20 protein-coding genes are annotated in these 25,842 nt (G+C 45.8%); 10 read left to right on the top strand and 10 right to left on the bottom strand.

What is annotated here, in order from left to right:
* Positions 1-696, bottom strand: a complete 696-nt coding sequence (locus tag NDI42_RS03950) for a DUF8692 domain-containing protein (protein WP_190452734.1) — start codon at positions 694-696, stop codon at positions 1-3.
* A gap of 44 nt (positions 697-740) precedes the next feature.
* Complete coding sequence (locus tag NDI42_RS03945) at positions 741-1,697, bottom strand: glycosyltransferase (RefSeq protein ID WP_190452908.1); 957 nt, start codon at positions 1,695-1,697, stop codon at positions 741-743.
* Here NDI42_RS03945 and NDI42_RS03940 point away from each other — a divergent pair.
* On the top strand, positions 1,684-1,836 hold the full coding sequence (locus tag NDI42_RS03940; RefSeq protein WP_348231365.1) for a hypothetical protein: 153 nt from the start codon (positions 1,684-1,686) through the stop codon (positions 1,834-1,836). The genes NDI42_RS03945 and NDI42_RS03940 overlap by 14 nt on opposite strands.
* A gap of 332 nt (positions 1,837-2,168) precedes the next feature.
* On the opposite strand, the gene NDI42_RS03935 is transcribed toward NDI42_RS03940, so the two are convergent.
* The 4 genes from NDI42_RS03935 to NDI42_RS03920 all read right to left on the bottom strand — a co-directional run bounded on the left by NDI42_RS03935 (position 2,169) and on the right by NDI42_RS03920 (position 5,658).
* Positions 2,169-3,236: an LOG family protein gene (locus NDI42_RS03935; protein ID WP_190452733.1), complete on the bottom strand. Its 1,068-nt coding sequence runs from the start codon at positions 3,234-3,236 to the stop codon at positions 2,169-2,171.
* 314 nt (positions 3,237-3,550) lie between these two features.
* Positions 3,551-3,874 (bottom strand): thioredoxin, encoded by a 324-nt coding sequence (gene trxA / locus NDI42_RS03930; RefSeq protein WP_190423833.1) that lies wholly within the window; start codon positions 3,872-3,874, stop codon positions 3,551-3,553.
* A 276-nt stretch (positions 3,875-4,150) separates the two neighbouring features.
* Entirely contained in the window at positions 4,151-5,314 is a 1,164-nt protein-coding gene (locus NDI42_RS03925) for a GuaB3 family IMP dehydrogenase-related protein (protein WP_190423831.1), read from the bottom strand.
* Positions 5,315-5,484: 170 nt separating this feature from the next.
* Complete coding sequence (locus NDI42_RS03920) at positions 5,485-5,658, bottom strand: hypothetical protein (RefSeq protein ID WP_190452731.1); 174 nt, start codon at positions 5,656-5,658, stop codon at positions 5,485-5,487.
* Positions 5,659-5,770: 112 nt separating this feature from the next.
* Between NDI42_RS03920 and NDI42_RS03915 the strand changes: the two genes are divergently transcribed.
* Positions 5,771-8,482 carry a tetratricopeptide repeat protein gene (locus tag NDI42_RS03915; RefSeq protein ID WP_190452729.1) on the top strand — a complete coding sequence of 904 codons (2,712 nt, stop codon included), beginning with the start codon at positions 5,771-5,773 and terminating at the stop codon, positions 8,480-8,482.
* A gap of 74 nt (positions 8,483-8,556) precedes the next feature.
* Here NDI42_RS03915 and NDI42_RS03910 read toward each other — a convergent pair whose 3' ends face one another.
* The 3 genes from NDI42_RS03910 to NDI42_RS03900 form a co-directional block, all read right to left on the bottom strand.
* Positions 8,557-9,201, bottom strand: a complete 645-nt coding sequence (locus NDI42_RS03910; protein WP_190452727.1) for a hypothetical protein — start codon at positions 9,199-9,201, stop codon at positions 8,557-8,559.
* 153 nt (positions 9,202-9,354) lie between these two features.
* Positions 9,355-11,484: an SPFH domain-containing protein gene (locus NDI42_RS03905; protein ID WP_190452725.1), complete on the bottom strand. Its 2,130-nt coding sequence runs from the start codon at positions 11,482-11,484 to the stop codon at positions 9,355-9,357.
* Positions 11,485-11,575: 91 nt separating this feature from the next.
* On the bottom strand, positions 11,576-12,241 hold the full coding sequence (locus tag NDI42_RS03900; protein WP_190452723.1) for an OB-fold-containig protein: 666 nt from the start codon (positions 12,239-12,241) through the stop codon (positions 11,576-11,578).
* Between the two features lie 491 nt (positions 12,242-12,732).
* Between NDI42_RS03900 and NDI42_RS03895 the strand changes: the two genes are divergently transcribed.
* The 5 genes from NDI42_RS03895 (at position 12,733) to NDI42_RS03875 (ending at position 18,964) form a co-directional block, all read left to right on the top strand.
* Positions 12,733-12,969, top strand: a complete 237-nt coding sequence (locus tag NDI42_RS03895) for a hypothetical protein (protein ID WP_190452720.1) — start codon at positions 12,733-12,735, stop codon at positions 12,967-12,969.
* Between the two features lie 79 nt (positions 12,970-13,048).
* Positions 13,049-15,547, top strand: a complete 2,499-nt coding sequence (locus tag NDI42_RS03890) for an endonuclease MutS2 (RefSeq protein ID WP_190452718.1) — start codon at positions 13,049-13,051, stop codon at positions 15,545-15,547.
* Positions 15,548-15,691: 144 nt separating this feature from the next.
* Positions 15,692-16,279, top strand: a complete 588-nt coding sequence (locus NDI42_RS03885; RefSeq protein WP_190442410.1) for a DUF3038 domain-containing protein — start codon at positions 15,692-15,694, stop codon at positions 16,277-16,279.
* Positions 16,280-16,305: 26 nt separating this feature from the next.
* Entirely contained in the window at positions 16,306-17,919 is a 1,614-nt protein-coding gene (locus tag NDI42_RS03880; RefSeq protein WP_190452716.1) for a DUF4335 domain-containing protein, read from the top strand.
* 124 nt (positions 17,920-18,043) lie between these two features.
* The gene (locus NDI42_RS03875) at positions 18,044-18,964 is read left to right on the top strand and encodes a tetratricopeptide repeat-containing protein (protein WP_190452715.1); all 921 of its coding nucleotides are present in this window, start codon (positions 18,044-18,046) and stop codon (positions 18,962-18,964) included.
* Positions 18,965-18,971: 7 nt separating this feature from the next.
* Here NDI42_RS03875 and NDI42_RS03870 read toward each other — a convergent pair whose 3' ends face one another.
* Positions 18,972-20,981, bottom strand: coding sequence for a hypothetical protein (locus tag NDI42_RS03870; RefSeq protein WP_190452713.1), 2,010 nt, complete (start codon positions 20,979-20,981; stop codon positions 18,972-18,974).
* Positions 20,982-21,049: 68 nt separating this feature from the next.
* Between NDI42_RS03870 and NDI42_RS03865 the strand changes: the two genes are divergently transcribed.
* From NDI42_RS03865 to NDI42_RS03855, 3 genes are all read left to right on the top strand, one after another.
* On the top strand, positions 21,050-24,295 hold the full coding sequence (locus NDI42_RS03865; RefSeq protein ID WP_190452711.1) for an alpha-mannosidase: 3,246 nt from the start codon (positions 21,050-21,052) through the stop codon (positions 24,293-24,295).
* Between the two features lie 27 nt (positions 24,296-24,322).
* The gene (locus tag NDI42_RS03860; RefSeq protein ID WP_190452709.1) at positions 24,323-24,919 is read left to right on the top strand and encodes a methyltransferase domain-containing protein; all 597 of its coding nucleotides are present in this window, start codon (positions 24,323-24,325) and stop codon (positions 24,917-24,919) included.
* Between the two features lie 89 nt (positions 24,920-25,008).
* Positions 25,009-25,680, top strand: a complete 672-nt coding sequence (locus tag NDI42_RS03855) for a HEAT repeat domain-containing protein (protein ID WP_190452707.1) — start codon at positions 25,009-25,011, stop codon at positions 25,678-25,680.
* Positions 25,681-25,842: the final 162 nt, after the last annotated feature.

Here is a 25,842-nt window from a genome sequence, read left to right as displayed (position 1 = left end):
CTATCCTTTAAAAACACGTATGCCATACTTCCCATGCAAGATTTCATCGCAACATACGTGCCAAAAATAAAAAGTAATATTAATTATTCCTAATAATTTAGTTCCGTCTTCTAGCATGGCCGGAGTTCCCTGTCCTTGGATGGGTAGGACATCTACTATGCAAGAAATAGCGAACAGCAAACCACCAACTAGCAACAGAATATAGGGTGTCGATACGAGTTGGTGCCGGAAGAGAAAGCCATAAGCGATCGCGCCGACACCATAAACTAAGTACATCACTATTTTAGGTACACCAGCGGTTCCATTCAAAATTAAGGTAATCCGAAACAGATCGTCGGCTAGTAAAGCAAAAAGCCCAATCGCAGAACACAGGATAAATAAATTTCCTTTGCGCTTGGGATGAATACTTTTTAGCAAGCTAAAACTGAATAAACAGGTTGTAGCTCCTATACACCATATAATTTCAGAAACACTGGTTAAGAAGCCGTAGTATGGTCGTCTTATAGAAAAGGGATCTGCAAATATAAATTCGATTGCTTGACCTTTTCCCCATATTTTGGCGTAAATTGACAAAGCAAAAAACAATAATACAGTCAAACCATTAAATATGATAATAAAACGATCTGCCGCTATTTGCTTCTTACTTTCTTGCCAAAGTTTCTTAAATAGGATAATTTGCATCTCTATTTTAATCAATTTACCTATTTAAGATAGCCTACAGCTTATGCAACGTCTACAACTTATGTAGAAGCTGCGATGTATGGCATAACTTCTTGCCGCACATATTGAGACTGACGTTTGATTTTTTTGGAATAAACAACTCTTGCTAAAGAAGTCCAGGCTATAGGTGAAAGTAAAGCTGGATATCCCATTTTCAAAGCTGCTCCGACTTTGCCCTGCTTTAAACTTACCAGGCTCCAATGTAGCTTAAGAAACGCTTGAATTTCTTTAAGTTTCGGTATGGATGAGCGATATTTTTCATTGACTAACGGGTAGATTCTTTCTTTGATTAAAATATTTGTTTCTAACCGTTTTTGCAGAGAAAACTTCTGATTGCATCCACCGGGCCATAATGTCCGGAAGGTGAGATACTGATTGACAAAGGCAGCATCACCGTACTGAGCAATTTTTACCCAGGAGTCGATGTCGTCGCAGTTTCCATCTAAGGTTGAATCCCAACCTCCTGACTGGCGAAAGGCTTCTTTTTTGAAAGCAACTTGGACTGGTGTACCAAAAGGAACTACTTCCATGAGCATTCCGTAGTGGATGTCCTCTTGTGGCACGTAAAACACGTTGCCTGGGCCACTCGGTTTTGTGCGGGTGACTTCTTCGCCATTGACATCTACTTGAATGGCTTGGCAAGAGCAAATAACTGCGCCTGGACGTTGCGCGATCGCTCTGGTCATTTCCTCAATGCAGTTGGGTGCCAGATAGTCATCGTCATCCAATAGTTTGACCCAATCTCCTTTTGCCACCTCAACCCCAGTATTTACTGTGACCGAGTGACCGCTGTTAACTGGGTTGCGGTGATAAACAACGCGATCGCCCAGACTCTGAACGTATTCTTGGGTACCATCCGATGAACAGTCATCCGCTACCACAACTTCACAAGGCAAGGTTTGGGCTAGTGCCGATTCAATTGCCCGCCGCAGGAACGGTAAACGGTTGTAGGTAGTGATAACTATGCTGAATTTCATCATTAGAGAGCATCTCCTGGGTTGTTATCGAGTCACTTTATATTTCGCTAATAGAGCGATCGCATTTTTTGCTTACAACCGCAACTTATATCTCACATTTTGTCAATCCGTTATTTCCCTTTCTCGTCCCTTAGACTGATGAATTTACTAATTTTTTTATATGTATTTTTACCAGAATCAGCCTTTAGACAGACAAGAAATTCTTAATTTCTCCGTGTAACTACTTATCTTAGACCACTTTTTTAAAGAATTTATCAAGTTGGCTTAAAGATCAAGTAACAATACTAATTCCTTTTTTAAAGTTCGTGTGAAGATTCACGGCAAATATGAAGTATCGGAAAGCTGGCTAACGACAACTTTCCGATAAATTAAATTTTAGGATAGATATAATACCACTAAATTAGCAATAAAGCATTGGTAATTTTACCAATGCTGCCCGCAGAGCATTGCGTGAATTGTGCTAACAAATTTTTACTTGCGTTCTGGATGCGCTGCTACTGGTGAAGGAGTTCCCAGACGGTTAATTACGGCAATCATCTGATACAAGCGACCAAAATCCCGCTGATTAAAGTACAAAACCAGGCGAGGCAGTTTTTCAGTTCCATCCCCTGTCTCTTGGGGTAATACCTGACTTTTTTCAATTTGTCCCTTCACTAAGATGTCGCTGAAGTCTGCATTCAGATGTTCAACATCTGCATCTGATAAGTCAGTCTTGAGGCGGATGACAAATTTCTCTTCTACATAGCGGCTGGAGTGATAAACCCGATAAAAGCTATTAATCGCCTCGCACGCCACATCTAAATTATCTGTAATCGTGTAGAGACTAGGATCGTTTGGACTCACCAAACCTGTTTTAACCAAATGTTCGCGAACATAAGCATCCCAAGCTTTCCAGTAGTTGCCACCGGGACGGTCAACTAAAACTACAGGAATGGGGCCAGACCTTCCGGTTTGGCAAAGCGTTAAACATTCCAGAGCTTCATCTTGGGTACCAAAGCCACCGGGAAAGAGTGCGATCGCATCGCTTTCTCTCAGAAAAAACAGCTTTCGCGTGAAAAAATACTTAAAAGGAATTAGCTTAGGGTCGCCCTCAATAAACGGATTTGCTCCCTGCTCAAAAGGCAGCTGAATATTCAACCCAAATGAATTTTCAGCACCAGCGCCTTCATTTCCCGCCTGCATGATGCCCCCACCAGCACCGGTCATCACCATGTAACCCGACCCAGTCACGGAACGAGCAAAATCAGCAGCCATGCGGTATTCTGGACTATCCGACGAAATCCGAGCCGAACCAAAAATCGTCACCTTGCGGACGTGTCGATAAGGATAAAATACTTGAAATGCTCGCTCCATATCCTGCATAGAAGCGCTCAATATTTTCCAGTCTAGGCGATCGATCTCCTCCCCAGCCAATCGCACCAGTAATGTCAGGGCGCGTTGTATCCATTTTCCATGTTTCAGGTTCGGCAGATTGTTAATTAGTTCAGCTACGTCTGCCTGAAGCGACTCAAGCGCATCGGAAGGAGGAGTTATGGTCATAAATTCTTGCTTCAAGGGCGGCATTCTATTGTAGCTAGATTCGCGTCCCCAGAGCAGATATGGGTATCCTTCTATAGGAGTTAATACTAGGAATTCTCCGTTTGTGAACTATACACAATCGGAGAACCTAAAAAATAAAGCCCCATCTTTTCCAAAAAAAACGGGTTTTTTAGCTTTTGCATATCTTTAGTTATGAAAAACCATCAGCCAAGACATCCAGGCAGGATGAAGCAGCTGATGTCATAAGGGCATAATTTCCGAAAATACAGACAACTATATTCGCGGCTTATCAGTATTTTGCCCCTAGAGAGCGGTTATAGATACTTTTCCAAAGTATTAGCGAGAGTGGTTTTAGGAACCGCACCCACTACCATATCAACCCGTTGACCGCCTTTAAAAATCATTAAAGTAGGAATGCTGCGAATTCCATACTGGCTGGCGACGTTAGGATTCTCATCGGTGTTGAGTTTCACTACTTTTATTTGACCGTCGTATTGCTGAGCAATTTCATCGACGACAGGAGCCACCATCCGGCAGGGGCCGCACCAGGGGGCCCAAAAATCTACTAAAACGGGAACTTCACTGTCAAGTACTTCTTGCTTAAACGAGGCGTCTGTAACTTGTGCGGCTGCTGACATCCCTAGAAATCCTTGGCTTAAATTTTTCTTATTTCATAGGCAATTCTATCATAGTGAAAACCGACATTCTCTCCCTCAAACCGTATACATTTAGACATAAATTATTCCTGCCCTAAATAAGGAACCGCCCGAACAGTAGTCCGGGCGGAGTGTGGTGTGAGGAGTGAACGGAAACATGCGTCTCCGCTTTCTCTATTCTAGACGACGGCTTTAGTTTTTCCCGTACTCTGGTGTTGAGTCCGGAAAATTTTCTTGCCCAAAAACTAGGCTTTAAGTTTATTTACCCATGCCCAATTGCTGTGCTTTCTGATAAAGTTTGCCTTCAGTTAGCAAGGAGGGCGCGATCGCTACCTCCACTTGCTGCATTTGTTTGAGGTCTTTGGCTCCCAACGTCCCCATACTGGTTTTCAAAGCTCCCAGCAGGTTATGAGTGCCATCATCCAGTGCAGCCGGGCCGCGAAGGATCTGTTCGCAAGTGCCTGTAGTGCTTACGCGAATGCGAGTACCACGAGGCAGAATAGGGCTTGGCGTTGCCATCCCCCAATGATACCCCCTTCCGGGTGCTTCTTTTGCTCTGGCAAACGGAGAACCAATCATCACCCCGTCAGCACCGCAAGCAATACACTTGCAGATGTCGCCGCCAGTGATTAAACCGCCATCGGCGATGACGGGGACATAATTGCCAGTTTCGTTGAAATAGTCATCGCGGGCAGCGGCACAGTCCGCAACTGCTGTTGCCTGTGGCACACCCACGCCCAAAACGCCGCGAGAGGTACAAGCCGCGCCGGGGCCAATTCCCACCAACACGCCAGCAGCCCCAGCCTTCATTAAGGAGAGAGCCACTTCGTAGGTAACGCAATTGCCCAAAATCACTGGCATGGGCATTTCTAAACAGAATTGCGCCAAATCCAAGGGGGTTATCGACTCTGGCGACAGGTAAGCGGTAGAAACCACAGTGGCTTGCACGAAGAACAAATCTGCACCAGCTTTCGCCACAACCTCGCCGTACTTAGTTGCCCCTGCTGGGGTAGAACTTACTGCGGCAATCCCACCTTGACTTTTTATTTCTTCTATGCGTCGCTCGATTAATTCTGGTTTAATCGGTTCGGCATAAAGTTCTTGCATCAGCGCAACAAACTCTTCTTTTCCGACTGAGCTAATGCGCTCTAATATCGGCTCTGGGTTTTCATATCGGGTTTGGATTCCCTCTAAGTTGAGGACACCCAAAGCCCCCAGTTGAGACAGCAGAACTGCCATGCGGACATCTACTACCCCATCCATCGCACTAGCGATAATTGGGATTTCTCGCTCAATACCCCCGATGCGCCAAGTCGTATCTGCCAAACTGGGGTCTAGGGTTCTATTCCCTGGTACTAGCGCAATTTCATCGATTCCATAAGCTCGACGAGCTGTTTTACCCCGCCCAATTTCAATATCCACGCTTCTTCCCGTTCCCAAGACTATTTAAGTTAGGGTATCAAATTCGATGGGTAATTTGTTCTGGGGGTGAGGTTAAGATTTCCGGTTAGGGTGGAGCGATCGCAGCTACACAAACGAAGTCCTACAAGAGCGGACTCAAAGGCGCGATCGCTTCTTTGCTTCAGCTTCCGTTATTTCTCTTCTTGATTTTCATCCTCATCATTTTCGTTGTTGTTGGGCATTAGGTAAAGGTAGCCGAGAATGGCTGCACCAGCGGCAATTCCCAAAGGCTGGGAAAAGGCGAAAAGAGCCACTACAATCTGGGCGATTTCCAGGGCTTTTATGAAGCAGTTGAAGTCTTTCATGGGCTGTCTTCGTTTAACGATTGCGCTGTAACTCATCTTTTTACAGTTTTGGGCAAGAGGCTCTCATATATTGGTAGTGAGAAGAATCTCAGTTTTATGAGAATTCCTTTATATGAACCAAAGACAAATAAAAGAAACTTTAGATAAGCTACCTTCTAAGCGCAAACAGGTACTTCTGAAAGTCTTGGCAGGTGATACCAAGATAAAAATCGCTTGTGAGGTTTGTAATGGGAGCGAAGCTGCTGTTCAACAGCATTTAAGACAGCTTTATAAGAATTTTGATATTCAGGGAGACGAGGAGCGCAAGTTACCTGCATTAATTGCTCTATTTGCTAATAAGAAGCCTGAGTTAATCAGTAGCGATGCTCAAACCGTCGGAGGTAATGGGAATGAAGTAAAAACCGTCAACCCGCCTCAAACTCCTTCAATCGCTTGTAGTGCCTATGACGAGGAGACTTGGGTAGAGCGAGGAGAACTGAGTTGCCAGCTAAGCGAAAAGCTGCGGGGACAATTGCGAGTATTAATTATTACTGGTATCACGGGACAAGGTAAGACTGCTTTAGCTGAACGCTTGGCAAGTTTCGAGCTGCGGGGAGACTGGCAACAGTATAAATGTGTAAATTTTGATGATAGCGGTATGCGAGATTTTATCAGTGCCGCAGATGCGCTGCTGACTCAACTGGGAGAAGAGGTAACGGCAGATGAGCGCAAAAATGCAGATGAATTGCTAAATCGCTTGCTGCAAAAGCTGCGAAATCACTGTTACTTGGTGCAGATGGATTCCCTAGAACTGCTGCTGAAGGGGAAAGGGGATGAGGATACTGCCAGGAATGAGTTTGAGGATGAGCGGTGGTGGGAATTGTTTAATCGCTTGCTGGCGGGTGGGGAATGCCAAAGTCGGCTGATTTTGACTTCACAGGATTTACCAACGCAGTTTAAAAGTTGCCAGTCTCGAAGATTTTGGCATGAGGAACGGTTGGCGGGACTTGATGAAAACGAACAGTTCGAGTTGTTTCAGAAGTTGTTCAAGAGGGATGGGAAGGAGATTTCGCCTGAATCAGAGGCAGCAGATTATCTCAAGCGGATGGGGAAAGCTTATGAAGGACATCCGCTGGTTATCGAAGTGATTGCTGGGGAAATCCTCACTCAGCCGTTTAATGGCAATGTGGTGGCGTACTGGAACAAATACCGTCAAGAATTTGAAGCCATTGAAGCAGCGATTGGTCATCAGGAGTTGCAACTGCGAGTTAAAGATAGGGTGAGGAAGTCTTTAGAACGGTTGCAGCAAGATGTACCTTATGCCTATACACTCCTCCTTCGCAGTTCCGTTTATCGGCATCCAGTGCCAGAAAGATTCTGGCTGTCAATGTTGGGGAGTTGCACAGAACAAGAGAAAGCAACTGCGCTGGGAACTATAGAATCTCGCTATCTCGTTTTTAGAGAGGCAGTCACTCACACTGGTCAATTTTTGCTCCGTCAGCATAACTTGATTCGGAATACAGCCTATGAACTGCTTAGAAAAATCTCTAATCAAGGGTTAGAGTGGCAAGACGATCACTATATTGCTGCTGAGATGTGGCGCACGGCGTATGAACCAACTCCAGATGCTTCTAACCTAGAACAAGTGCAAGGCTACCTAGAAGCATTTCACCATTTCTCCGAGGTGGGGTACTGGGAAGAAGTCAGCCAAATCCTTTCTATTCGCCTTGATATTCCTACTAATGAACAATTACACAATCAATTAGGAATTTGGGGTTACTATCACCAACAGATTGAACTATACAACAGAATGTTGGGTAAATTAAACGATCATTGGAATAGTATTTGTTATGGCGGTTTGGGAAATGCTTACTATTTTCTAGGAAATTATTCCCAAGCCATCGACTATCTCCAGCAGCATTTGACCATTGCACGAGAAATTGGCGATCGCAAGGGTGAAGGAACCGCACTAGGAAATCTGGGCATTGTTTACCGAACTCTAGGAAATTATCCCCAAGTCATCGACTATCTCCAGCAGCATTTGACCATTGCACGAGAAATTGGCGAGCGTAAGGGTGAAGGAACTGTATTGGGCAATCTGGGAAATGCTTACTACTTTCTAGGAGAATATTCCCAAGCTATCGACCATCTCCAGCAGCATTTGACCATTGCACGAGAAATTGGCGATTGCAAGAGTGAAGGAACCGCACTGGGAAATTTGGGAGGTGTTTATCGTACTCTCGGAAATTATCCCCAAGCCATCGATTATTGCCAGCAGAGTTTGACAATTGCACAGCAAATTGGTGATCGCAAGGGTGAGGGAAGCGCACTAGGAAATTTGGGAAGTGTTTACTATTCTTTAGGGAATTATCTCCAAGCCATCGATTATTACCAGCAGAGTTTGACAATTGCACAGCAAATTGGCGATCGCAAGGGTGAGGGAATTGCACTGGGAAATTTGGGAAGTGCTTGCTCCTGTCTAGGGAAATATCCCGAATCCATCGACTATATCCAGCAGCATTTGACCATTGCACGAGAAATTCGCAACCGCCACGGTGAGGGAACTGCACTGGGAAATCTGGGGAATACTCTATTCAAAATTGAGCAGTATTCAGAAGCTCTGGAAAAGTTGCAGACGGCTTTAAAGATTTTTCTAGAAATTGGCTATCGTTCGGGTCAGGCTGTAATTTTCAACGACTTGGCAGAACTTCATCTAAAATTAGGCGATCGCGCTTTGGCTCTTGAGTATTGCGATCGCGCCTTATCCATCGCTACAGATTTAGGCATACCGTTAGCGAAAGAGTGCCAGGAACTGAAGGAAAAACTACTGAGTGAGGAAGCATAGGAAGTGAGGCGCTGCAATCGCATTCCCTATTTGGTGAAAATTGCAAAAGCGCGATCGCATTCTCAAAAAAGCGCTTAGCACCGATTATTTTGTTCAAAATTCACACCGTTAATGCGCCGCAGTATTTTGTCATCCTTACCCAATACCCGCATTTGGCAGCTGTGATTAGCTCCTGGTGATATTAGGACAAAAACACCGTTAGTGGGTTCGTCGCGCAGAATCTTCCCGTTATCAAAGGTTATTTCGACAGCAGCAACTTTTGGCGAGAGTAGCTTACCGTAAGTGAGGGCGTAAGTCTCACCTTTATTATTCGAGTAGTTGCTGCTTCCATACCACACCAGTTCCTCTGGCGGTAACGGTGGGAGATCCGTAAAGAATTCAGCGCTGTCATTACCAATCTGTTCCCAGCCACTTCCTTTACTGACAAGCACGCTGTAACCAAGTATCTGTGGCGGCGCTTGCTTGCGATCGCTGCTGGGGCAGATGGCGCTATAGAGTACCACTACACCCTGCGACCATTGGCGGGTACCCAGCACGCGAAAGTCCTGAGCTTGGGTTGTGGGAGAGGGACAGAGGTTGTTTTGGCGTATAACCTGTTCTGGGGTGGCTGCCACACGCTCAGAACTACAGCTAGAGGTGACTAGCACCAGCAGCCCTATTAGGGGGAGGATTAACCGTCTCATTGTCGTGTGGCTGGATTCGCCTGGGTAAGATTCCATTCAAACTTGGCTCAGCCGTGAGTGAGTGGCATCTTCCCAAAGTAGAGTGCGTATGCCAATACTTCTCGGACAAGAAGACCTAAACGCCTTCCCAATTATGGAAAAGAGACGCGATATATCGCGTCTCTACAGGAGAGGGGTTGGAAAGACGGGTTAACTGATTTGCATACCGTCTTGGTTGTTATTTTGGCTTGGCTTTTCTACTGAGGAAATCATGGCGGTGAGAGCTTCTGGCGGAATACTGCCGTTGTTGCTACGAACCAGATTGCTAACTTGACCAATTAATGAGCCTAATTTGCCATCTTCTAGCAAGGTATTAATTAGGGCTAAACCGCTGGTAGATAGTAACATTTTGTTGATGTCACCAGCACCGTTGCCGTTGCTGCCATTGGCACCGGGGAAGGAGTAAATTCGGGCATCGCCGATAACTCCTGGTTGAGGTGCCAATGCCTTGACAATTTCTGGCAATTTATCTGCGAGCTCAGGCCAAATTGTGGTGATAATCTTAGCTGTGAGGTTAGCGTCGCTAATTGTATTTTGGGCGGCAATTTGGGCTTGAATACCTTCGGCTTCGGCTAAAGCTTTGTCGCGGTTGGCATCTGCTAAAGTGCGAATTGCTTCGGCTTCTAGTTCTGCTGCTTGTTGGGCAATTTCGGCTTGCCGTCTGCGTCGGAAAGCATCAATTTCGACAACGTTGCGATCGCTAATACTCTTTTCTTGGGCTTCTCGTTCGGCAGCAATAATTGAAAGCTGTTTGTCCCGTTCGGCTTTCTCAACTGCACTTGCCGTTGTCACAGATGATTCTGCTCTCGCTTGTTGTGCCTCAGCGACAAAGCTTTCCCGTTTTTTGTTGGCGACTGCGATCGCTACCTCTTCTTGGGCAATTCTTGACAGTTTTTCTGACTCCGCTACCTGCACTTGCGCTTGCAATTTCGAGGATTCTACTGTCTGTAGACGAATAATTTCCGCCATTTCTGCTTCTTGTTTTTGCAGTGTTTGCGCCACCTTGAATTGTTTATTGCGTTCCTCTAGGGAAATATCTGCCTCAATTTGGCTTTGTTGTACTGCCAGTTTTTTGTTAATTTCTTCCTCTTGAATGATGCGTTGGCGGGTTATTTCCGCAACTTCTGCTTCTTGTTTTTGTAGTGCTTGTGCAACCTTGAGTTGTTTATTGCGTTCCTCTAGGGAAATATCTGCCTCAATTTGGCTTTGTTGCACTCCCAATTTCTTGCGAATTTCTTCTTCTTCAACGGATTTAAGCTGCAAAATCTTGGTACGCTGCACGGTTGCTGCTTCTCTGTCTCTGGATTCTTGGATTTCCCGCTGTTTTTGAGCTTTGAGTGCTTCTACTTGTAACTGTTGCTCTTGTTTGGCGTTTTCTTTCTCTTGCTCAATTTGGAGCGATCGCTTTTGAGCATCCAGTTCTTTCTGCTCAATGGTAACTTGAGTCGTTAATTCAACTTCTCTTTTTTGTTGAATCGAGCGTTGAATCGTTTCAGTCCGCAGTCGCACGCCTTGAGCATCGAAAAAGTTATTCGTATCGTAGGTATCGCTTTCTTCAATTTCTGAAATGGCAATATTGTTTAGCGTCAAACCTACTTTCTTCAAATCTTGCTGAACCAGATTTAAAACGGCATCAGCAAACCCAATCTTGTCTGAATCAATCTCGGCTAGACTCTTATTTTTCGCCGCTGCCCGAATCGCATCGTCTGCCCGTTTTTCCAGAGCATCTTTAATATCTTCCGGCGTGATTTTTCCAGCTCTAGATAGCCTAGCCGCCGCCGTTAAAACATCTTGTTCGTCGGCATTGATGCAGACATAGAAAGTCACCCGCATATTTGCCCGGAGGTAATCTTGGGTACGGACAGCCAGCTTCCCGGTGCGTTCAACATCAATGGAAATTTCCCGTAAAGGTACACGGGTAAGCTGATGAAATCCTGGCAGTACAACGCAACCGCCATAGAGAATGACCGCTTTACTTTTAATAAAAACTCCGCCAGTTCTCACAAAAGCTTCGTTGTTGGGTGTAACAACATAAACCCGTGTATACGCCCAAATGCTTAACAGCAGTAAAAGAACCAAAGCGGCAATAATTCCAGGGAAGACAATGCCGCTACCTAATTGGGCAACTGTAGGTTGTACTGGAAGTGGTTGGAGTGTTTGAGCGAATAGATTTGATTGCTCATTCAGTGGAATATTCTCCTCTGTTTGCAACTCGGTAGGTGCTAATTCAGAGACGTTAGCAATTGGTAGTGATTGGATGAAAGTGAGCCAAAATAGCATATTGTTGATTGGTAAAAAGGTGATTTACTGGATAAGGAGGCAGAGCCTCTTTAACTTCATTACCAGTCGCACACTGGGAACGAGAAATATCTTACTTACGTGAATTTTCAAGCCAATGTTCTTGATCCAAACTATCTTTGGCGACGACTAAATAGTATTGTTCCCAACGTTCAATGACTAAAACTTTTTCTCCTCGTCGCGGGAGAACGTTTGCCCAATTAGGTAAAGTGGCGTTAATAGTAACGAGATTTCGCGCTGAATCAATTACATCTACTTGACCAATTTTGTTTCGGTGCTGGTGGGGGATAAAGGCAGAACTCACTGTACCAATGCAACCAATCAAGCGATCGCTACTGGCATCTTCCCCAAAGGAAGCAAAAATTTTCCCCAAAGGTCGAGAAATCAGCCCTCCGAGAAATAAGCTAATTGCCATTGAACCTAATAACACCACTCCCCCTAATCCAAAAAAACGGCTGGGAATTCCACCAGTGAGGCTACCTACCCAAACATTGAGCATCCAGCCGATGACACCCCAGAGGCTAAAGTCGGTTCCTAACAATAGAATTAGCGGTGCTTTGCCAATGCCTAACCATCCCAATATTTCCAATCCGCCAAATTCACCCTCTGCGTCAGCATCTACATCTACGTCAGCATCTACGTCAGAGTCTCCCCCACCAGAAACAATCACCAATAGAAATAAAAGGACTCCCATCCCTAGGAAGATCCAGTAGGGTAGGTTAGCTGGGTTGAACAGCATAAATACTTAGTATTGTTGAATGAGTTGCACTGGCACTTAGATAGCTACAAGACTTATGCACAAAATCCATAAACGAGAAGTTAGTTCTTGAGCTTCATTAACCAACGGAGCTGTTGACTACACTTTTATAATCCCTTCAGATGTATCGGTTATTCGATTCACTGTTTGACTCAGTTGTTGGCTCACTGGTTTTTCTATGCTCCATCTGCGGCACTCGTCACAATGAGATTATTCCTTTTGGCTGTTGTATTCTTACCAACTTAGGTAAAATAAGTCCCAGCCTAGCCGCGATGTCAGGGAAAAGCGGAAAAATTAAATCTTTTTTAATGTCCTCTATCCAAAGAAGGAATTAAAAGTTGTTAGCGAGAGGAATTTTATCTCCAGCACCCTTATAAAGATAGAACTAAGTAAAAATAAACTTATTTAATTAGGTAGATGTGTGTAGGAGAAGCTTGCCATAGCTTGAAAAAATTATCTTCATCAGGAACGCCATGTTTGCATCTACTACTGGAAAAATCCCAGCCGGGAAAGATTCCCAGCTCGCTATGCCTATGAGGGAGCGCGACTTGGACGCACTTACAGAAATATTTGATGACTTGGACACAGAACAGGCAGAAAATATTGATGAAGCGATCGCTACTCTCTCTACCCCAACTCCCCTGCAACCTTGGGAGGAAATCGGGTGGGTGTTGTTCCAAGCCCAGGACTATGAATGGCAATTTGCTTGACGGCAATCATTGCGGCTGGCTCGTTCTATAGCTTCATCACAGCTTAAAATTGAATATATATAAGCACTTTTTTTAAGCTTTGATTCAATCTGAGACGCTCGAACTACTAGAATGGCCCCGCCTGTGCCAGCATCTGTCAACATTTGCGGCAACTAAGCTGGGAGCTTTCGCTGCAACCCATCTGCAAATCCCCACTGCTCAGTCTGAAAGTCTGCACCTCGCCGCCCAAACTCAGGAAGTCTACCAACTGGAAAATCGCTTGAGGGCTGGTTTGACATTTGATGGAATTAGTGACATAGGTGATTCTTTAGAAAGGGCGGAACTTCAGGGACTTTTGGCTGGGGAAGAGTTGCTGGCGATCGCAACAACTCTGGCGGGAGTGAGGCGACTGCGGCGCATTATCGACGATCAAGAAGATGTGCCAGTGTTAAGTGAGCTAGTCGCTGACATCCGCACCTATCCAGAACTAGAGCAGGAAATTAACCGCTGTATTGATGAGCGAGGAGACGTAGCAGATAGGGCCAGTGCCAAACTGGGTGGCATTCGCATCCAGATGCGGCAATTGCGCGATCGCATTTATCAGACATTGCAGGGAATTTTGCAGCGTCAAAGCAATGCAGTACAGGAACCGACTATAAAACAGCGGGGCGATCGCTTTGTGATTTCTGTCAAAGCACCCCAAAAAGATGCCATTCCCGGTATAGTCCACGACACCTCAAGCAGCGGTGCAACGCTGTTTATTGAACCAAATGCGATCGTGCAGCTGGGAAATCAAATGCGGCAGGTACGACGGCAAGAACAAGCTGAAGAAGAAGCCATTCGCCAAGCTTTAACTCAACAAGTGGCAGCAGTTAAGCCAGATTTAGAACAGTTATTGGCAGTGGCAACCACTTTAGATTTGGCAACAGCTAGAGCCAGATACAGTTATTGGTTAGAAGCAAATCCAGCCAAATTTATCGAACGTGATGCAGGCGAACCCATCACCCTGCGGCAGTTGCGTCATCCTCTGTTGGTGTGGCAGCAGCGACACGAACAAGGTAGCGCAGTTGTACCAGTGGATTTACTGGTTCATCCGCAAATTCGGGTAGTAACGATTACCGGGCCTAATACTGGCGGTAAAACTGTCACCTTGAAGACGCTGGGGTTAGCAGCACTGATGGCGAAGGTGGGGTTATTTGTGCCAGCCAGAGAGCCAGTAGAATTGCCCTGGTTTGACCTGGTTTTGGCTGATATTGGGGATGAACAGTCACTTGAGCAGAGTTTATCTACCTTTTCTGGTCATATTCGCCGCATTAGTCGGATTTTAAAAGCGATAAGTAATACAGGAACTGAGGAAGAACAAGAATTAGCTGTTCCCAATCCCCAATCCCCAATCCCCAATCCCCAATCCCCAATCCCCAATCCCCAATCCCTAATTCTGCTGGATGAAGTCGGTGCGGGTACAGATCCGGCGGAAGGAAGCGCATTAGCGATCGCTCTTTTAAAATATCTGGCAAATACCGCCCAACTGACTATCGCCACCACCCACTTTGGCGAACTCAAAGCGCTGAAATATGAAGACGAACGCTTTGAAAATGCCTCCGTAGAGTTTGACGATCGTACCCTCAGCCCTACATATCGGCTATTATGGGGAATTCCCGGACGTTCTAACGCCCTGACAATTGCCCGACGTTTGGGACTAAATCCGGAAATTGTCGAAGATGCTCAAAGTTTGGTGGGTGGTGCATCCGAAGACATCAACCAGGTGATTGCTGGACTTGAAGCACAACGCCGCAGCCAAGAAACCAAGGCGCAAGAAGCTCAAGAGTTGTTGCAACAAGCAGAACGTTTTTATCAAGAAGTTTCGCGAAAAGCAACAAATTTGCAAGAACGGGAGCGGGATTTAAAGCTTTCGCAAGAAAGAGCAGTAGCGGAAGCTCTAAATCAAGCCAAGGGAGAAATTGCCCAAGTAATTCGGCGTTTACAGCAAGGAAATGCTACCGCTCAAGATGCCCAAGGTGCAACCAATGCCTTAAATCAAATTGCCGAACGTTATATCCCACCATCGCCGCCACCCAAACAAAAACCAGGGTTTAATCCCAAAAGTGGCGATCGCGTCCGCATTCCTCGCTTAAATCAAACCGCCGAAGTGCTGACTAATCCAGACGAAGATGGAGAATTCACTGTCCGCTTCGGGTTAATGAAAATGACCGTGAAGCTGGAAGATATTGAATCTCTAGATGGTCAAAAACCGGAACAGCTAGTCAAGAACAAGGAACAAAAACAAAGTCAAGCCAAAAACCAAAATCCAAAATCTGATTCGCAAACCCCAACCCCCAGCCCGAAGCCAGTAATTCGCACTTCTCAAAATACTATCGATATTCGGGGTAGTCGAGTAGCTGATGCAGAAGTAGTTATAGAGAAAGCGATCGCTAAAGCAATGGAGTCTGGCTGCCTGTGGATAATACACGGCAAAGGAACCGGAAAATTACGAGAAGGAGTCCACGAATTCTTGAAACAGCACCCGCAAATCGAGAGTTTTTCTTTAGCTGGCACATCAGAAGGCGGCACAGGTGTCACAATTGCTTATATTAAATAGCGTTAAGAGCTAATGGCTAATTGTTATAGCCATTAGCCATTAGCTCTTGACTAAGACTTGTGAAACTTCTCCAAATCGTGAGAGTCTGGTTTCAAGACTGGTAACGGTGAAGTTACAGCTAGTCTCGTCACCTACTCTAAAGATATGACCTCCATCGTGAAGACACCTGCATCAACCCCGCAGTGGGATGATTTGCCCCTTCCCCAACAGCCGAATGAAATTCAGTTGGACAACATCAAAGCTCAACTGGATTTAGTTTTATTGGCTTTGGAAGCATTGGCGAACATAGGTTCCGAGGCGATACTTCAGGCAGCAGCTGAACTGAATTTAGAGTCAATAGTGGCAGATCGGGTAGCTTTGTGGCGACTGCGACAATCTAACCCAATGCGGAAGAGCCAGGGAGGCCGGAAAAAGCTAGATGTAGAGGAAGCGCGATCGCTTGTTTTAATCATCTGCCATCTTGCCAAACAACACCAAGAGCTAATCCGTCGCGCTGTTGCCCTACTCGAACAGCTAACCGAGCAAAACCGCGAACCACATCAAGCATCGTTATTAGGAGACTATCTCGATGCCTTTAGTAACACATATCAAGAACGCATGGACGAAGGAGAAAACGTATCAACTGACTCCTTAACCCACCTGGCTTTAAAACTTCTGATTGATTTACTGTTTTACAGTAGCCCTAACGGTCATCGCCGCCTCTGGTTAGCACTTTTGGATCGCGCCCGCTAACAATTAGCAATCCTTGAATTAGCAAAATGGTTTTGAGACGCTATACTCCCCCCACCTGTACGCTGGAAATAAAGGCGAAAAACTCGCCCCTGTCCCGCTGGGCAGGACAACCAGTGCTGAAACATCTACGATTTGAGCTGAGCTTTGACGATCCGCGCCAGCCAGAAGATAAACGAGTGACAATTCAGGGCGATCGCGCTGATCTGGAAGCCTTGTATGAAGGCGTTACTAGCTACGTGCAGAACTTCCTCCAGCAGTCTTCTTTCGAGCCTCCGGCGACGAAGATTCAGACAGCCGCAGCCCAAGAAGAACCAGCATCAGGCGTCCCAGTTACAACACTGCAAAACCCAGATGTTGTCCCCATAGGATCGTACCCTCGCACCTTAACCCCCTATTTGCAACCGAGAGGTTTACTTTCCCACGACCTGTTTTTAGGGCAGATGGCAACAGAAGAAACAGGGCCAGTCGTTACCCTGAGCGTGTTGCAATTATTCGACTTAGCGACAGCCTTAGATGAATACGCGACTGAACTTGTCGCTTTGCCGAGCCTCAAGCGCCACAAATTGCTTTCTAACCCCCCCGCTTGGAGTCGGACAGCGGCAATTTTTCTGCTGGGAGTGGGTTTGACAGCAGTTATGGTAAAACTACTGGAATCACAGAATGCGGTAGTGCAAACTGCATCCACACCTCAAGCTACACCCACAACCACCGCTCAACTGCCAAACACAGCGCAGTCGCCGCTAGTAACGCCAACACCCTTCCAAGGAGGAGCGCCAACGCCGCCGCCGTTGATTTCTGCGTCGCCCACGCCTTCCTTATCTCCCTCTCCAGGTGCGTTATCTTCTTCTCCCATAGTCGTTTCGCCGTCGCCTCTGACTGCACCTGCCCCTCTGACTGCGCTCCCCCCTCCCCCTAGAAACATTAGCCCCCCCTCTTTTAGTACACTTCCCCAAGCTCGAACCTCAGCCCCAGCCCCACCCCAAGAGCCACTTTTCCCACCCGCAGCCCCTGGCAATCGGCAACAGCTGCCAGTCCTGAAAGCACCTCCTGAGCCAGCAGTAAAACCAACTCTTAGTCCTGATAGGTTTCAGCCTATCCCCAGTCAAAGTGGTGTGAGTGCGCCCATAGTGCCGTCGCAGACTGGCAATTCTGGGGGTGAAAGCGCTTCAGGGTCGCCAAGTAACGCCAGTGTTCCGGTTACGCCTCCCCCACTTCCAGATCTTCCTTTACTTAATCCCGGTTCGGCATCTAGCAACGATGCTCCTGCTCAGGTGGCTACTCGCGGTGTTGCCCCACCTGCGGGAAGGCGCGAGCTGGCATCAAATAATAGGTCGGCTACCAATGATGGCAGGTTATTTGACACTATTCCTCAGGTAGCGCAAATCAGAGAATACCTTCAACAGCGCTGGAAGCCACCCGCAGATTTGAAACAAACTCTGCAATACTATCTGCAACTGAATCCGGATGGCTCAATTGAGCGCATTCGACCTTTAGGAGAAGCTTCAGTTAGGTATATTGACAACACGGGAATGCCTGCGCCAGGGAAACCGTTTGTTTCTGCTATTGAAAGCGATCGCAATGCCCAAATCCGTGTCGTTCTTAGTCCTGATGGCAAAGTGGAAACGTTTTTGGAGCCTTAAAACGTATCTTTTGTGAGATTTGGAATTTTTTTTAATCGTACCTTTTAACAAACTATAAATTTGTAGGTACATTTCTGAGAAATTTAGGGAACAATAAATCTATCAACAGGTAGATTTATTGTTCATGAACGAAAAGCACCTCGAAGCTTATCTCAAGATTATTCAAGCGCTACTCAATTGCGATCGCGGCAAAGAAAGAGAGGTTTTGCAGATTAATTCAGGGCTAATCGATGCTGGGTTAATCAAGACGATGGCAGGAGTAGCCGCAATGCTTTTAGAACGGGGCGATACAGAAGCCGCCGAGTGGTTGCAAAATGTTGCAGCCCCGTTAGTCGGTGAAATGGTCAACTTTTCACCAGTAGCTTCCCAAGCGTATCTGAATTTCTTAACCCGACTTTTGCAGGCAACCTCGGATAGCAATGGCGACCCGTATGTAGTGTATCCACTGCTACAAGGCAATCTGGAAAAATTGGATCGGAAATTTGCCCAAATCTTGCAGCAGTGGGCAATGGCAACTTTGCTGCAACTAAAGTCAAAAGAAGCACCATTATTTGCTGCCACCCTAGGTACTTTGAGTAACATGATGGCGCAGTTCCCCTTAGGGGATAGAGAAAGCAACTTGGAAATTGCGATCGCTCTTTACGAAATAGTTGTTAAAATTTTTACTCGCGATCATCCCCTAGAGTGGGCGACGACGCAAAACAATCTCGGCAATGCGTACCGCAACAGGAATGAGGGCGATGGCACTCTTAATTTAGAAAAAGCGATCGCTGCTTACAAAGCGGCGTTGGAAGTTTATACCCGCGATGCCTTTCCGGAAGATTGGGCGATGGTGCAAAATAATCTCGGCAATGCCTACCGCGATCGGATTCAGGGCGACAAAGCCCAAAATTTAACAATAGCGATCGCTGCCTACAAAGACGCATTACAAGTTTACACCCGCGAAGCCTTTCCCGAAAAATCGGCAACGATCCAAAATAATATGGCAGTTGCCTGCGAACATATGATAGAGAACCACCGAGAAAAGAATCTGGAAAATGGGTAGTTGAGAGTTACCTTCTTCCTTTTGTCTTTCTGTTCGCCCATTGCCAAATTTTCACCAGCAGATTTTCCAGCCAAAGCATCGCCGCATCTAGCCATTCCAGTAAATATTCTAAGGGGTGCTTGACATATCCAGCAGGTTGTGCATCTGCTTCTATCCAATCTGGGGTATGGGTAGCGAAGCGGTTTCCTGTGACGGGTGCGATCGCGTTTGCATTAGCGCTATTAACGCCAGCGTGTGTTGCGTCTAACACAGATGTTACTGGCAGTTGCCGAGTCCTGGCAACTGAGGTTTTAGATTTGCGTACAACCTCTTTTTTCTGAGTAGTTACACTAGAAGCCTTTCGATGAATTATTTCCCCAGTTGTTGCAGGTTCCGACTGCGGTAAATCATTTTGTCGGAACAGGTTACGCTTAACAACATTCCAGATAGAATTTTTAACAGAAACCTCTGTATTTTCGGCTACAGGGAGAGCAATTCTTGTCTTCGTTCCTGACAGTTGAGAAGTCTGTTGAGCGTTGTTTATTTTCTCTTTTGTAGGTGCAGTTTTACCGAATAAATCGTCCATCGTTAACCACGGGTCGGCAACATCGGCTGCTGCAAGTTCCCTACTGGGTTGACGTAAAAACATTGAAGTCCAATTGCGACCTTTTAACTGATTAATTTCCCTGTTAGAACCTGAATTAATTACTGGTGTTTCTTGACTGGGAAATTTACCGTCTCCCTTGCCAAAAAAGTAGTCAATTGCTGCCCGAATTAACGCTTGAATTTTCAGACTTTGGGTATCGGTAACATCGGGAGACGTAGGTTGCTGTTTTGGCTTGTCGAATAAAGTTTGTAGACGCTGTAGGGGAAATTGATAAATTTTCTCTAATTCCAGAGAACCGGGTTTCAGATTCGCTAAAAAGTCTTGTTGTCGCACTTCTATTTCAGCAACTGTGCGGTCAAGCTGAAAGATGAAAGATGTAGGATGAAGGGTGATATTACTTTCCTGCGGCTGTGTAGCTGTGCGGCTGGGCGACTGGGTGACTGTGCTGCCAAAAGTGATTTCTTGGAAGACATTAGCCGCGATCGCAACTGGCCCTCTTTGCACCCAAGCCATCAATCCCCAAAAGACCCGCACTGGTGGTAAGATATTTCTTTGGTCAACGGGAGGCTGCAATCGCATTCGGGATCTTCTAGCTGATGCTTGCACTAACCGCAACTGATGCCAGTAATCAGCCAATTCCCAACTGATGCGTTGTTGTAATTTTTGCTGTTGCTGATGGCTAAGAATATCCAGAATTTGATTTTCGGCTGTGACGAGTACCAAACAACGGGTATTTAATAGTGTCGCCACTCCCTGCACTTTAATTTCTGCTGGAGATACCTCCGATGATTGTGGAGAAGTGCTGATGGATGTCTTAGTGTAGGGTAATACATCCTCACTCAGTTGAATTGTCAGCGCACAAGACTCGGAAGATTCGGCTAACCCTTCCCCTAAAAGCGGAGTAAAGAATAATTTTCCCCCCTTCTCTTTGAGAAAAGCAGGTTGGAGAGTTAAATTTTCCGGCTGAGAACTACGAGCAAGAGAGTTATTATTAAATAATTTGAATCCCCACCACGCCGCAGACACGCGATTAACAGTATCTGTCAAGAAATTGAGAAATTCATTCCCACTAGCTGCTAGCGCTGGATTTGAAATTTCACTTTTCCCGCCACTGAGTGCGAGTAGCACTTGCTGAATTGGTGTATCTGCGGCGGGAGTTGTTTGGGAGGAAGAACGGTTTTTTTGGTTATCCTTATTAGAAGCGTCTAATTGGGGAAATCCTTCTGGCGCTGCTTGCTGTAACTGCTTTCCTGCTAATTGGAAAGTTTGAACTAGCAAATATACAGGATAAAGCAGAATTTGCACTCCCCAAACCGTTGCTACTTTTAAATTCCGAAAGGCGCGATCGCCTTCATCCTTCAACTTGAGGGACGCTTGAGATAGAAAATTAAATAATCGGCTTTGATAGCGACCAGTAGAAGAGGGGGACATTTTGCTAAATGCTAAAAAGCTAAGTGCTAAAAAGCTCAAAATAGTAGATGCCCTGATTCTATCTAAAAATGACCGATTCCAAGACACCTTTTATATCTCAGCCTTGCAGCCGCCAGATTTCGGAAGCGATTGAAAAGCTGTATGCGCTGACTCAGGCGAATGTTAAACTCCATTGGCGTTACTGTACCGCAGATATCCCAGTTTCGGAAGCACTCGACGCTGAGTGGAATAATTGGCAAGTTGTCCAACCTAATGCTAAAGAACATATCGCTTGGAGTGGGGGAAGACAAGTTTTATGGCTTGCTCAACAATTCTTAATTCCCCAAGATTTGTCTGGTTTCCCTTTAACGGGTTTGGCGTTACGTCTGGTGCTGACTTGGTGGGCTGATTCTGCCCAAATCTTTGTTAATGGTAAGTTGGTGCAAGAGGGAGATTTATTTGATTGTTCTACACGGGTTCTACTCAGCCCCTCTGTTACTCCGGGTGAGGTAATTACGGTTGTCTTGCGGCTGGTAAGTCCGGGACATGATGATGGGGCGTTGGTAAATTCGCTTTGCGTGTATGAATCTACTTTGGAACCGGGTTTTGTCGCTTCTGAGTTAGCTGTATTACACCGCTATCTAGAAGAGGCACCGGAAAAACTTGAAATATTAGCCGCAGCTGTTTCCCAAATTGATTGGGAAGCATTACCAGATGGTCAGAAGTTTATGCGATCGCTTTCTACTCTTCGTGAAAATCTGCTGCATTGGACAAGAGGGATTAACCGCAGAGGCACAGAGAGCGCAGAGGGAAGAGAAGCAGTAATCTGTTTGGTTGGTCATGCTCATTTGGATTTAGCTTGGCTATGGCCTGTTGGTGAAACTTGGGTTGCTGCCCAACGCACTTTTGAATCTGTTCTTGGGTTACAGCAGGAGTTCCCTAATCTGACGTTTTGCCATTCTACGCCAGCGCTTTATGGCTGGATTGAGCAGCATCGCCCTGATTTATTTTCTGCTATTCAACAACAGGTTGCTGCTGGACGTTGGGAAGTTGTCGGCGGAATGTGGGTGGAACCTGAGCTTAATTTAATTAGTGGGGAGTCGATTGTTCGTCAGTTACTTTACGGTCAGCGTTACGTCCAAGAAAAATTTGGTCAGGTGAGTAAGGTCGCTTGGTTGCCAGATACTTTTGGCTTTTGTGCGACTCTCCCGCAGTTTCTTTTATCTGGCGGCATTGAATATTTTGTCACCCAGAAGTTGCGCTGGAACGACACTACAGAATTTCCCTATAGTGTTTTTTGGTGGCGATCGCCTGATGGGTCGGAGATTTTTAGTCTGATGTCTCCCCCCATCGGTGAAGGTATCGACCCGATAAAGATGTCATCCTACGCCTTTGATTGGCAAAAACAAACTAATCTGCAAGATGCTCTTTGGCTTCCTGGTGTTGGCGATCACGGCGGCGGCCCCACCCGCGATATGTTAGAAGTCCAACAGCGTTGGGAAAAGTCTCCCTTTTTCCCCCGCCTCGAATTTACCTCTACTCTCAACTATTTACAGCAAATTAGCGATAAGTTAGCAGAGGAGCCATTCCCAATTCCTACCTGGGAAGACGAACTTTACCTAGAATTCCATCGCGGCTGCTACACTACGCACGCTGACCAAAAGCGCTTTCTACGTCGCACTGAAGGTTTGTTGTACCAAGCCGAACTCTTCGCCTCTCTCGCAACTATCACTACAAATGCGGCTTATCCCAAAGATGAGTTAGAATCCGCCTGGAAAAAAGTCCTATTCAACCAATTTCACGATATTCTGCCGGGAACTTCGATTCCTCAAGTCTTTGTGGAGGCAAACCAAGCTTGGCAGGAAGTAGAACAGGTGGGTGAGGAAATATTGGCGAAATCTTTGAGTGCGATCGCTTCCTCTATCTCTCTTCCTCCACCACCGCAACCCGACGCTTTACCTGTTATTGTCTTCAATTCCCTTAACTGGCAACGATCTCAGGTCGTTACCCTCAACTTACCAGATTCTGCACAAAGGTGGCAAATTTGTGCATCGGTTGGGGAAAAAATGCCTGTTCAACTCGGTGAGGCATCAACTCTACTGTTTCTTGCCAAAAGTATCCCCGGCTTGGGTTATCGCGTTTTTTGGCTATGTAAAAAAGACGATTTTTCCCTAAATCAGCAACAAGAAGGGTATTTTAGCAGTAGCATACCGGGAGAAAATGCCACCTGTCAAGATACTGATAGTAATAGCATAAAAAATTGGGTTTTAGAAAATCAGTTTTTGCGGGTAATTGTGGACGGTGAGACAGGGGATTTAAGCAGCGTTTTCGACAGAGTTAATCATAGAGAAGTTATAAATAAATCCGGCGGAAATCAACTACAAGCATTCAAAGATAGCGGACAATATTGGGATGCTTGGAACATAGATCCCAACTATACCGAAAATGCCTTACCTCCAACCGAGTTAAAATCTATTCAGTGGGTAGAACGAGGATTAGTGCAAACTCGTCTGCGCGTCGTGAGGCAGTTGGGTGAATCGGAATTTTGCCAAGATTACCTGCTGGAAGCTGAATCGCCAGTGCTGAAAATTGTCACTACTGTAGATTGGCAAGAACGTCACGTATTAGTAAAAGCTGCTTTCCCGCTTACCGTGACGACAGATTCAGCGACATACGAAATTCCCTGCGGTACTATTGTCCGTCCCACCCAACCACAAACACCTCAAGAAAAAGCAAAATGGGAAGTCAGCGCATTGCGTTGGGCTGACCTGGGCGACAATAACTACGGTGTCAGCTTGCTAAATGATTGTAAATACGGTTACGATGCTCAACCTTCAGAATTACGCCTAACATTATTACGCAGTGCTACTTGGCCTGACCCAGAAGCAGACCAAGGCAAGCATCAATTTACTTATGCTCTATATCCTCATTCCGGCACTTGGCAGTCCGCCCATACAGTGCGACGCGGCTATGAGCTAAATATACCTTTGCAAGCGATAGTGTTGCCATCAGTAAATCAACAAAATTCGTCTTTACCTGCTGTTGGTCAATTTTTAGATTTACAAGCTGAAAATTTGATTTTGATGGCGTTGAAACAGTCAGAAGATAATCCGCAACAATGGATTTTGCGGTGCTACGAATGTCACGGAGAAGAGGCACAGATGCAACTTAAAAGCGATTTGGGATTATCAATATCGCATCCTATTGATTTATTAGAGCGTCCCATTGATGCAGCTGAAGTGTTTCCCGCCGAGCAATCTATCAGAATCCAGCCTTGGAAAATTGCTAGTTTTACCCTTGAGGATGGGAAACTTAGGAGTTACAAGAAGGATTAATTCAAAATTCACAATTACCTACCAATTATGCAATCAGTGACTGAACCTAATGATTGGGAAAATCGCTACCAAGCAGGAACAACTCCTTGGGATTTAGGTGAGGCAGCACCGCCTTTGGAAAGTCTCCTAAATTCGTCTCAACTTCCTGTTGGTCGCGCAGTTGTTCTCGGCTGCGGTCGCGGTTATGATGCCTTGCTATTTGCTCGTTATGGCTTTGAAACAATCGGGGTTGATTTGGCACCGAGTGCGATCGCATCCGCAACATCTTTGGCTAATGCCACTGGTAGCACCGCCCAATTTTTGCAACGCGATATTTTTGAATTACCAGCGGAGTTTCTAAAACTTTTTGACTACGCCGTTGAGCATACTTGCTTCTGCGCCATCTCCCCCGAACAGCGTCCAGCCTACGTGCAATTAGTAAGCTCTTTGTTGAAGCCTAAAGGAGAATTGATTGGCTTATTTTTCACCCATAATCGTCCGGGTGGCCCTCCTTTTGGTGTAACACCCGCAGAAATTCGCCACTACTTTGAGACAGATTTTGAAATTCTTTCCTTAGAACCAGTGACAAATTCCATACCAAAACGTCAAGGCGAAGAACATTTGGGACGCTTTCGCCTTAAGTAAAGTGCGGGTAATGGGGTGATTGCCCAACTCCTTATTACCCCCTTACCATTTTTTAATATGTTAAGATTTATTAAAAAGCTTAGAATATTATGAGTCATCCCAGTTTAAAAGAGATTGGCGAACAGTTAGAAAGTCCAAATTCACGCGATCGCATGATTGCTCTTGCTTCGTTGCGTCAAGTTGCACCAGACGAGGCAGTGCCTTTAATTAAAAAAGTTTTAAATGACGAAAATCTGCAAATTCGTTCAATGGCAGTATTTGCACTAGGTGTAAAACCGACCGAAGAATGCTTTCCAATTTTGGCAAAGTTGTTAGAAACAGATCCGGATTACGGTATCCGGGCTGATGCGGCTGGTGCGTTAGGTTATCTAGCCGATATCAGAGGATTTGAACCTTTGGTAAGAGCTTTCTACGAAGATACAGATTGGTTAGTGCGGTTCAGTGCTGCTGTTAGTTTAGGCAATTTAAAAGACCCCCGCGCCTTTGAGGTGCTAATGCGGGCATTAGATGGCCCAGAAGTAGTATTGCAACAAGCAGCGATCGCAGCCTTGGGAGAAATCAAAGCAGTAGAATCTGTAGATAAAATTCTCCGCTTTGCTCAGTCAGAAGATTGGCTGGTTCGTCAGCGTTTAGCAGAAGCCTTGGGACACCTGAAGAGTGATAAGAGTATATCAGCTCTTAATTACTTAGAAAAAGATAGCCATCCCCAAGTTTCTGCTGCTGCCACTATTTCCCTCAAGCGCTTGGCAGAAAATCAGTAAAGGTTGGGGACTGGGGACTAGGAACTAGGGACTAGGTAAGACTTTTTCCCTGACTGCCTGACAGAAGTAGGTGAAAGCCAATAGCCGCGGGGAATTTGTGAAAAAGGGTAGAGGGACATGAGAGGCTAGAGTTACCACACAACAGCCATCTATTCATGACAA

Origin of the sequence: Funiculus sociatus GB2-C1, assembly GCF_039962115.1 — a bacterium.
Lineage (GTDB): Bacteria > Cyanobacteriota > Cyanobacteriia > Cyanobacteriales > FACHB-T130 > Funiculus > Funiculus sociatus.
Note: the sequence above shows the minus strand (reverse complement) of the source record. Positions and strands in the feature narration are given on the sequence as shown.

Coding starts and splice junctions, on each gene's coding strand:
- trxA (WP_190423833.1), bottom strand. CDS start 3,874: ATGTCAGCAGCCGCACAAGTTACAGACGCCTCGTTTAAGCAAGAAGTA.
- NDI42_RS03870 (WP_190452713.1), bottom strand. CDS start 20,981: ATGTCCCCCTCTTCTACTGGTCGCTATCAAAGCCGATTATTTAATTTT.
- NDI42_RS03920 (WP_190452731.1), bottom strand. CDS start 5,658: ATGAAAGACTTCAACTGCTTCATAAAAGCCCTGGAAATCGCCCAGATT.
- NDI42_RS03860 (WP_190452709.1), top strand. CDS start 24,323: ATGCAATCAGTGACTGAACCTAATGATTGGGAAAATCGCTACCAAGCA.
- NDI42_RS03880 (WP_190452716.1), top strand. CDS start 16,306: ATGGTTTTGAGACGCTATACTCCCCCCACCTGTACGCTGGAAATAAAG.
- NDI42_RS03895 (WP_190452720.1), top strand. CDS start 12,733: ATGTTTGCATCTACTACTGGAAAAATCCCAGCCGGGAAAGATTCCCAG.
- NDI42_RS03935 (WP_190452733.1), bottom strand. CDS start 3,236: ATGACCATAACTCCTCCTTCCGATGCGCTTGAGTCGCTTCAGGCAGAC.
- NDI42_RS03855 (WP_190452707.1), top strand. CDS start 25,009: ATGAGTCATCCCAGTTTAAAAGAGATTGGCGAACAGTTAGAAAGTCCA.
- NDI42_RS03915 (WP_190452729.1), top strand. CDS start 5,771: ATGAACCAAAGACAAATAAAAGAAACTTTAGATAAGCTACCTTCTAAG.
- NDI42_RS03875 (WP_190452715.1), top strand. CDS start 18,044: ATGAACGAAAAGCACCTCGAAGCTTATCTCAAGATTATTCAAGCGCTA.
- NDI42_RS03940 (WP_348231365.1), top strand. CDS start 1,684: ATGCTGAATTTCATCATTAGAGAGCATCTCCTGGGTTGTTATCGAGTC.
- NDI42_RS03865 (WP_190452711.1), top strand. CDS start 21,050: ATGACCGATTCCAAGACACCTTTTATATCTCAGCCTTGCAGCCGCCAG.
- NDI42_RS03905 (WP_190452725.1), bottom strand. CDS start 11,484: ATGCTATTTTGGCTCACTTTCATCCAATCACTACCAATTGCTAACGTC.
- NDI42_RS03885 (WP_190442410.1), top strand. CDS start 15,692: ATGACCTCCATCGTGAAGACACCTGCATCAACCCCGCAGTGGGATGAT.
- NDI42_RS03900 (WP_190452723.1), bottom strand. CDS start 12,241: ATGCTGTTCAACCCAGCTAACCTACCCTACTGGATCTTCCTAGGGATG.
- NDI42_RS03945 (WP_190452908.1), bottom strand. CDS start 1,697: ATGAAATTCAGCATAGTTATCACTACCTACAACCGTTTACCGTTCCTG.
- NDI42_RS03910 (WP_190452727.1), bottom strand. CDS start 9,201: ATGGAATCTTACCCAGGCGAATCCAGCCACACGACAATGAGACGGTTA.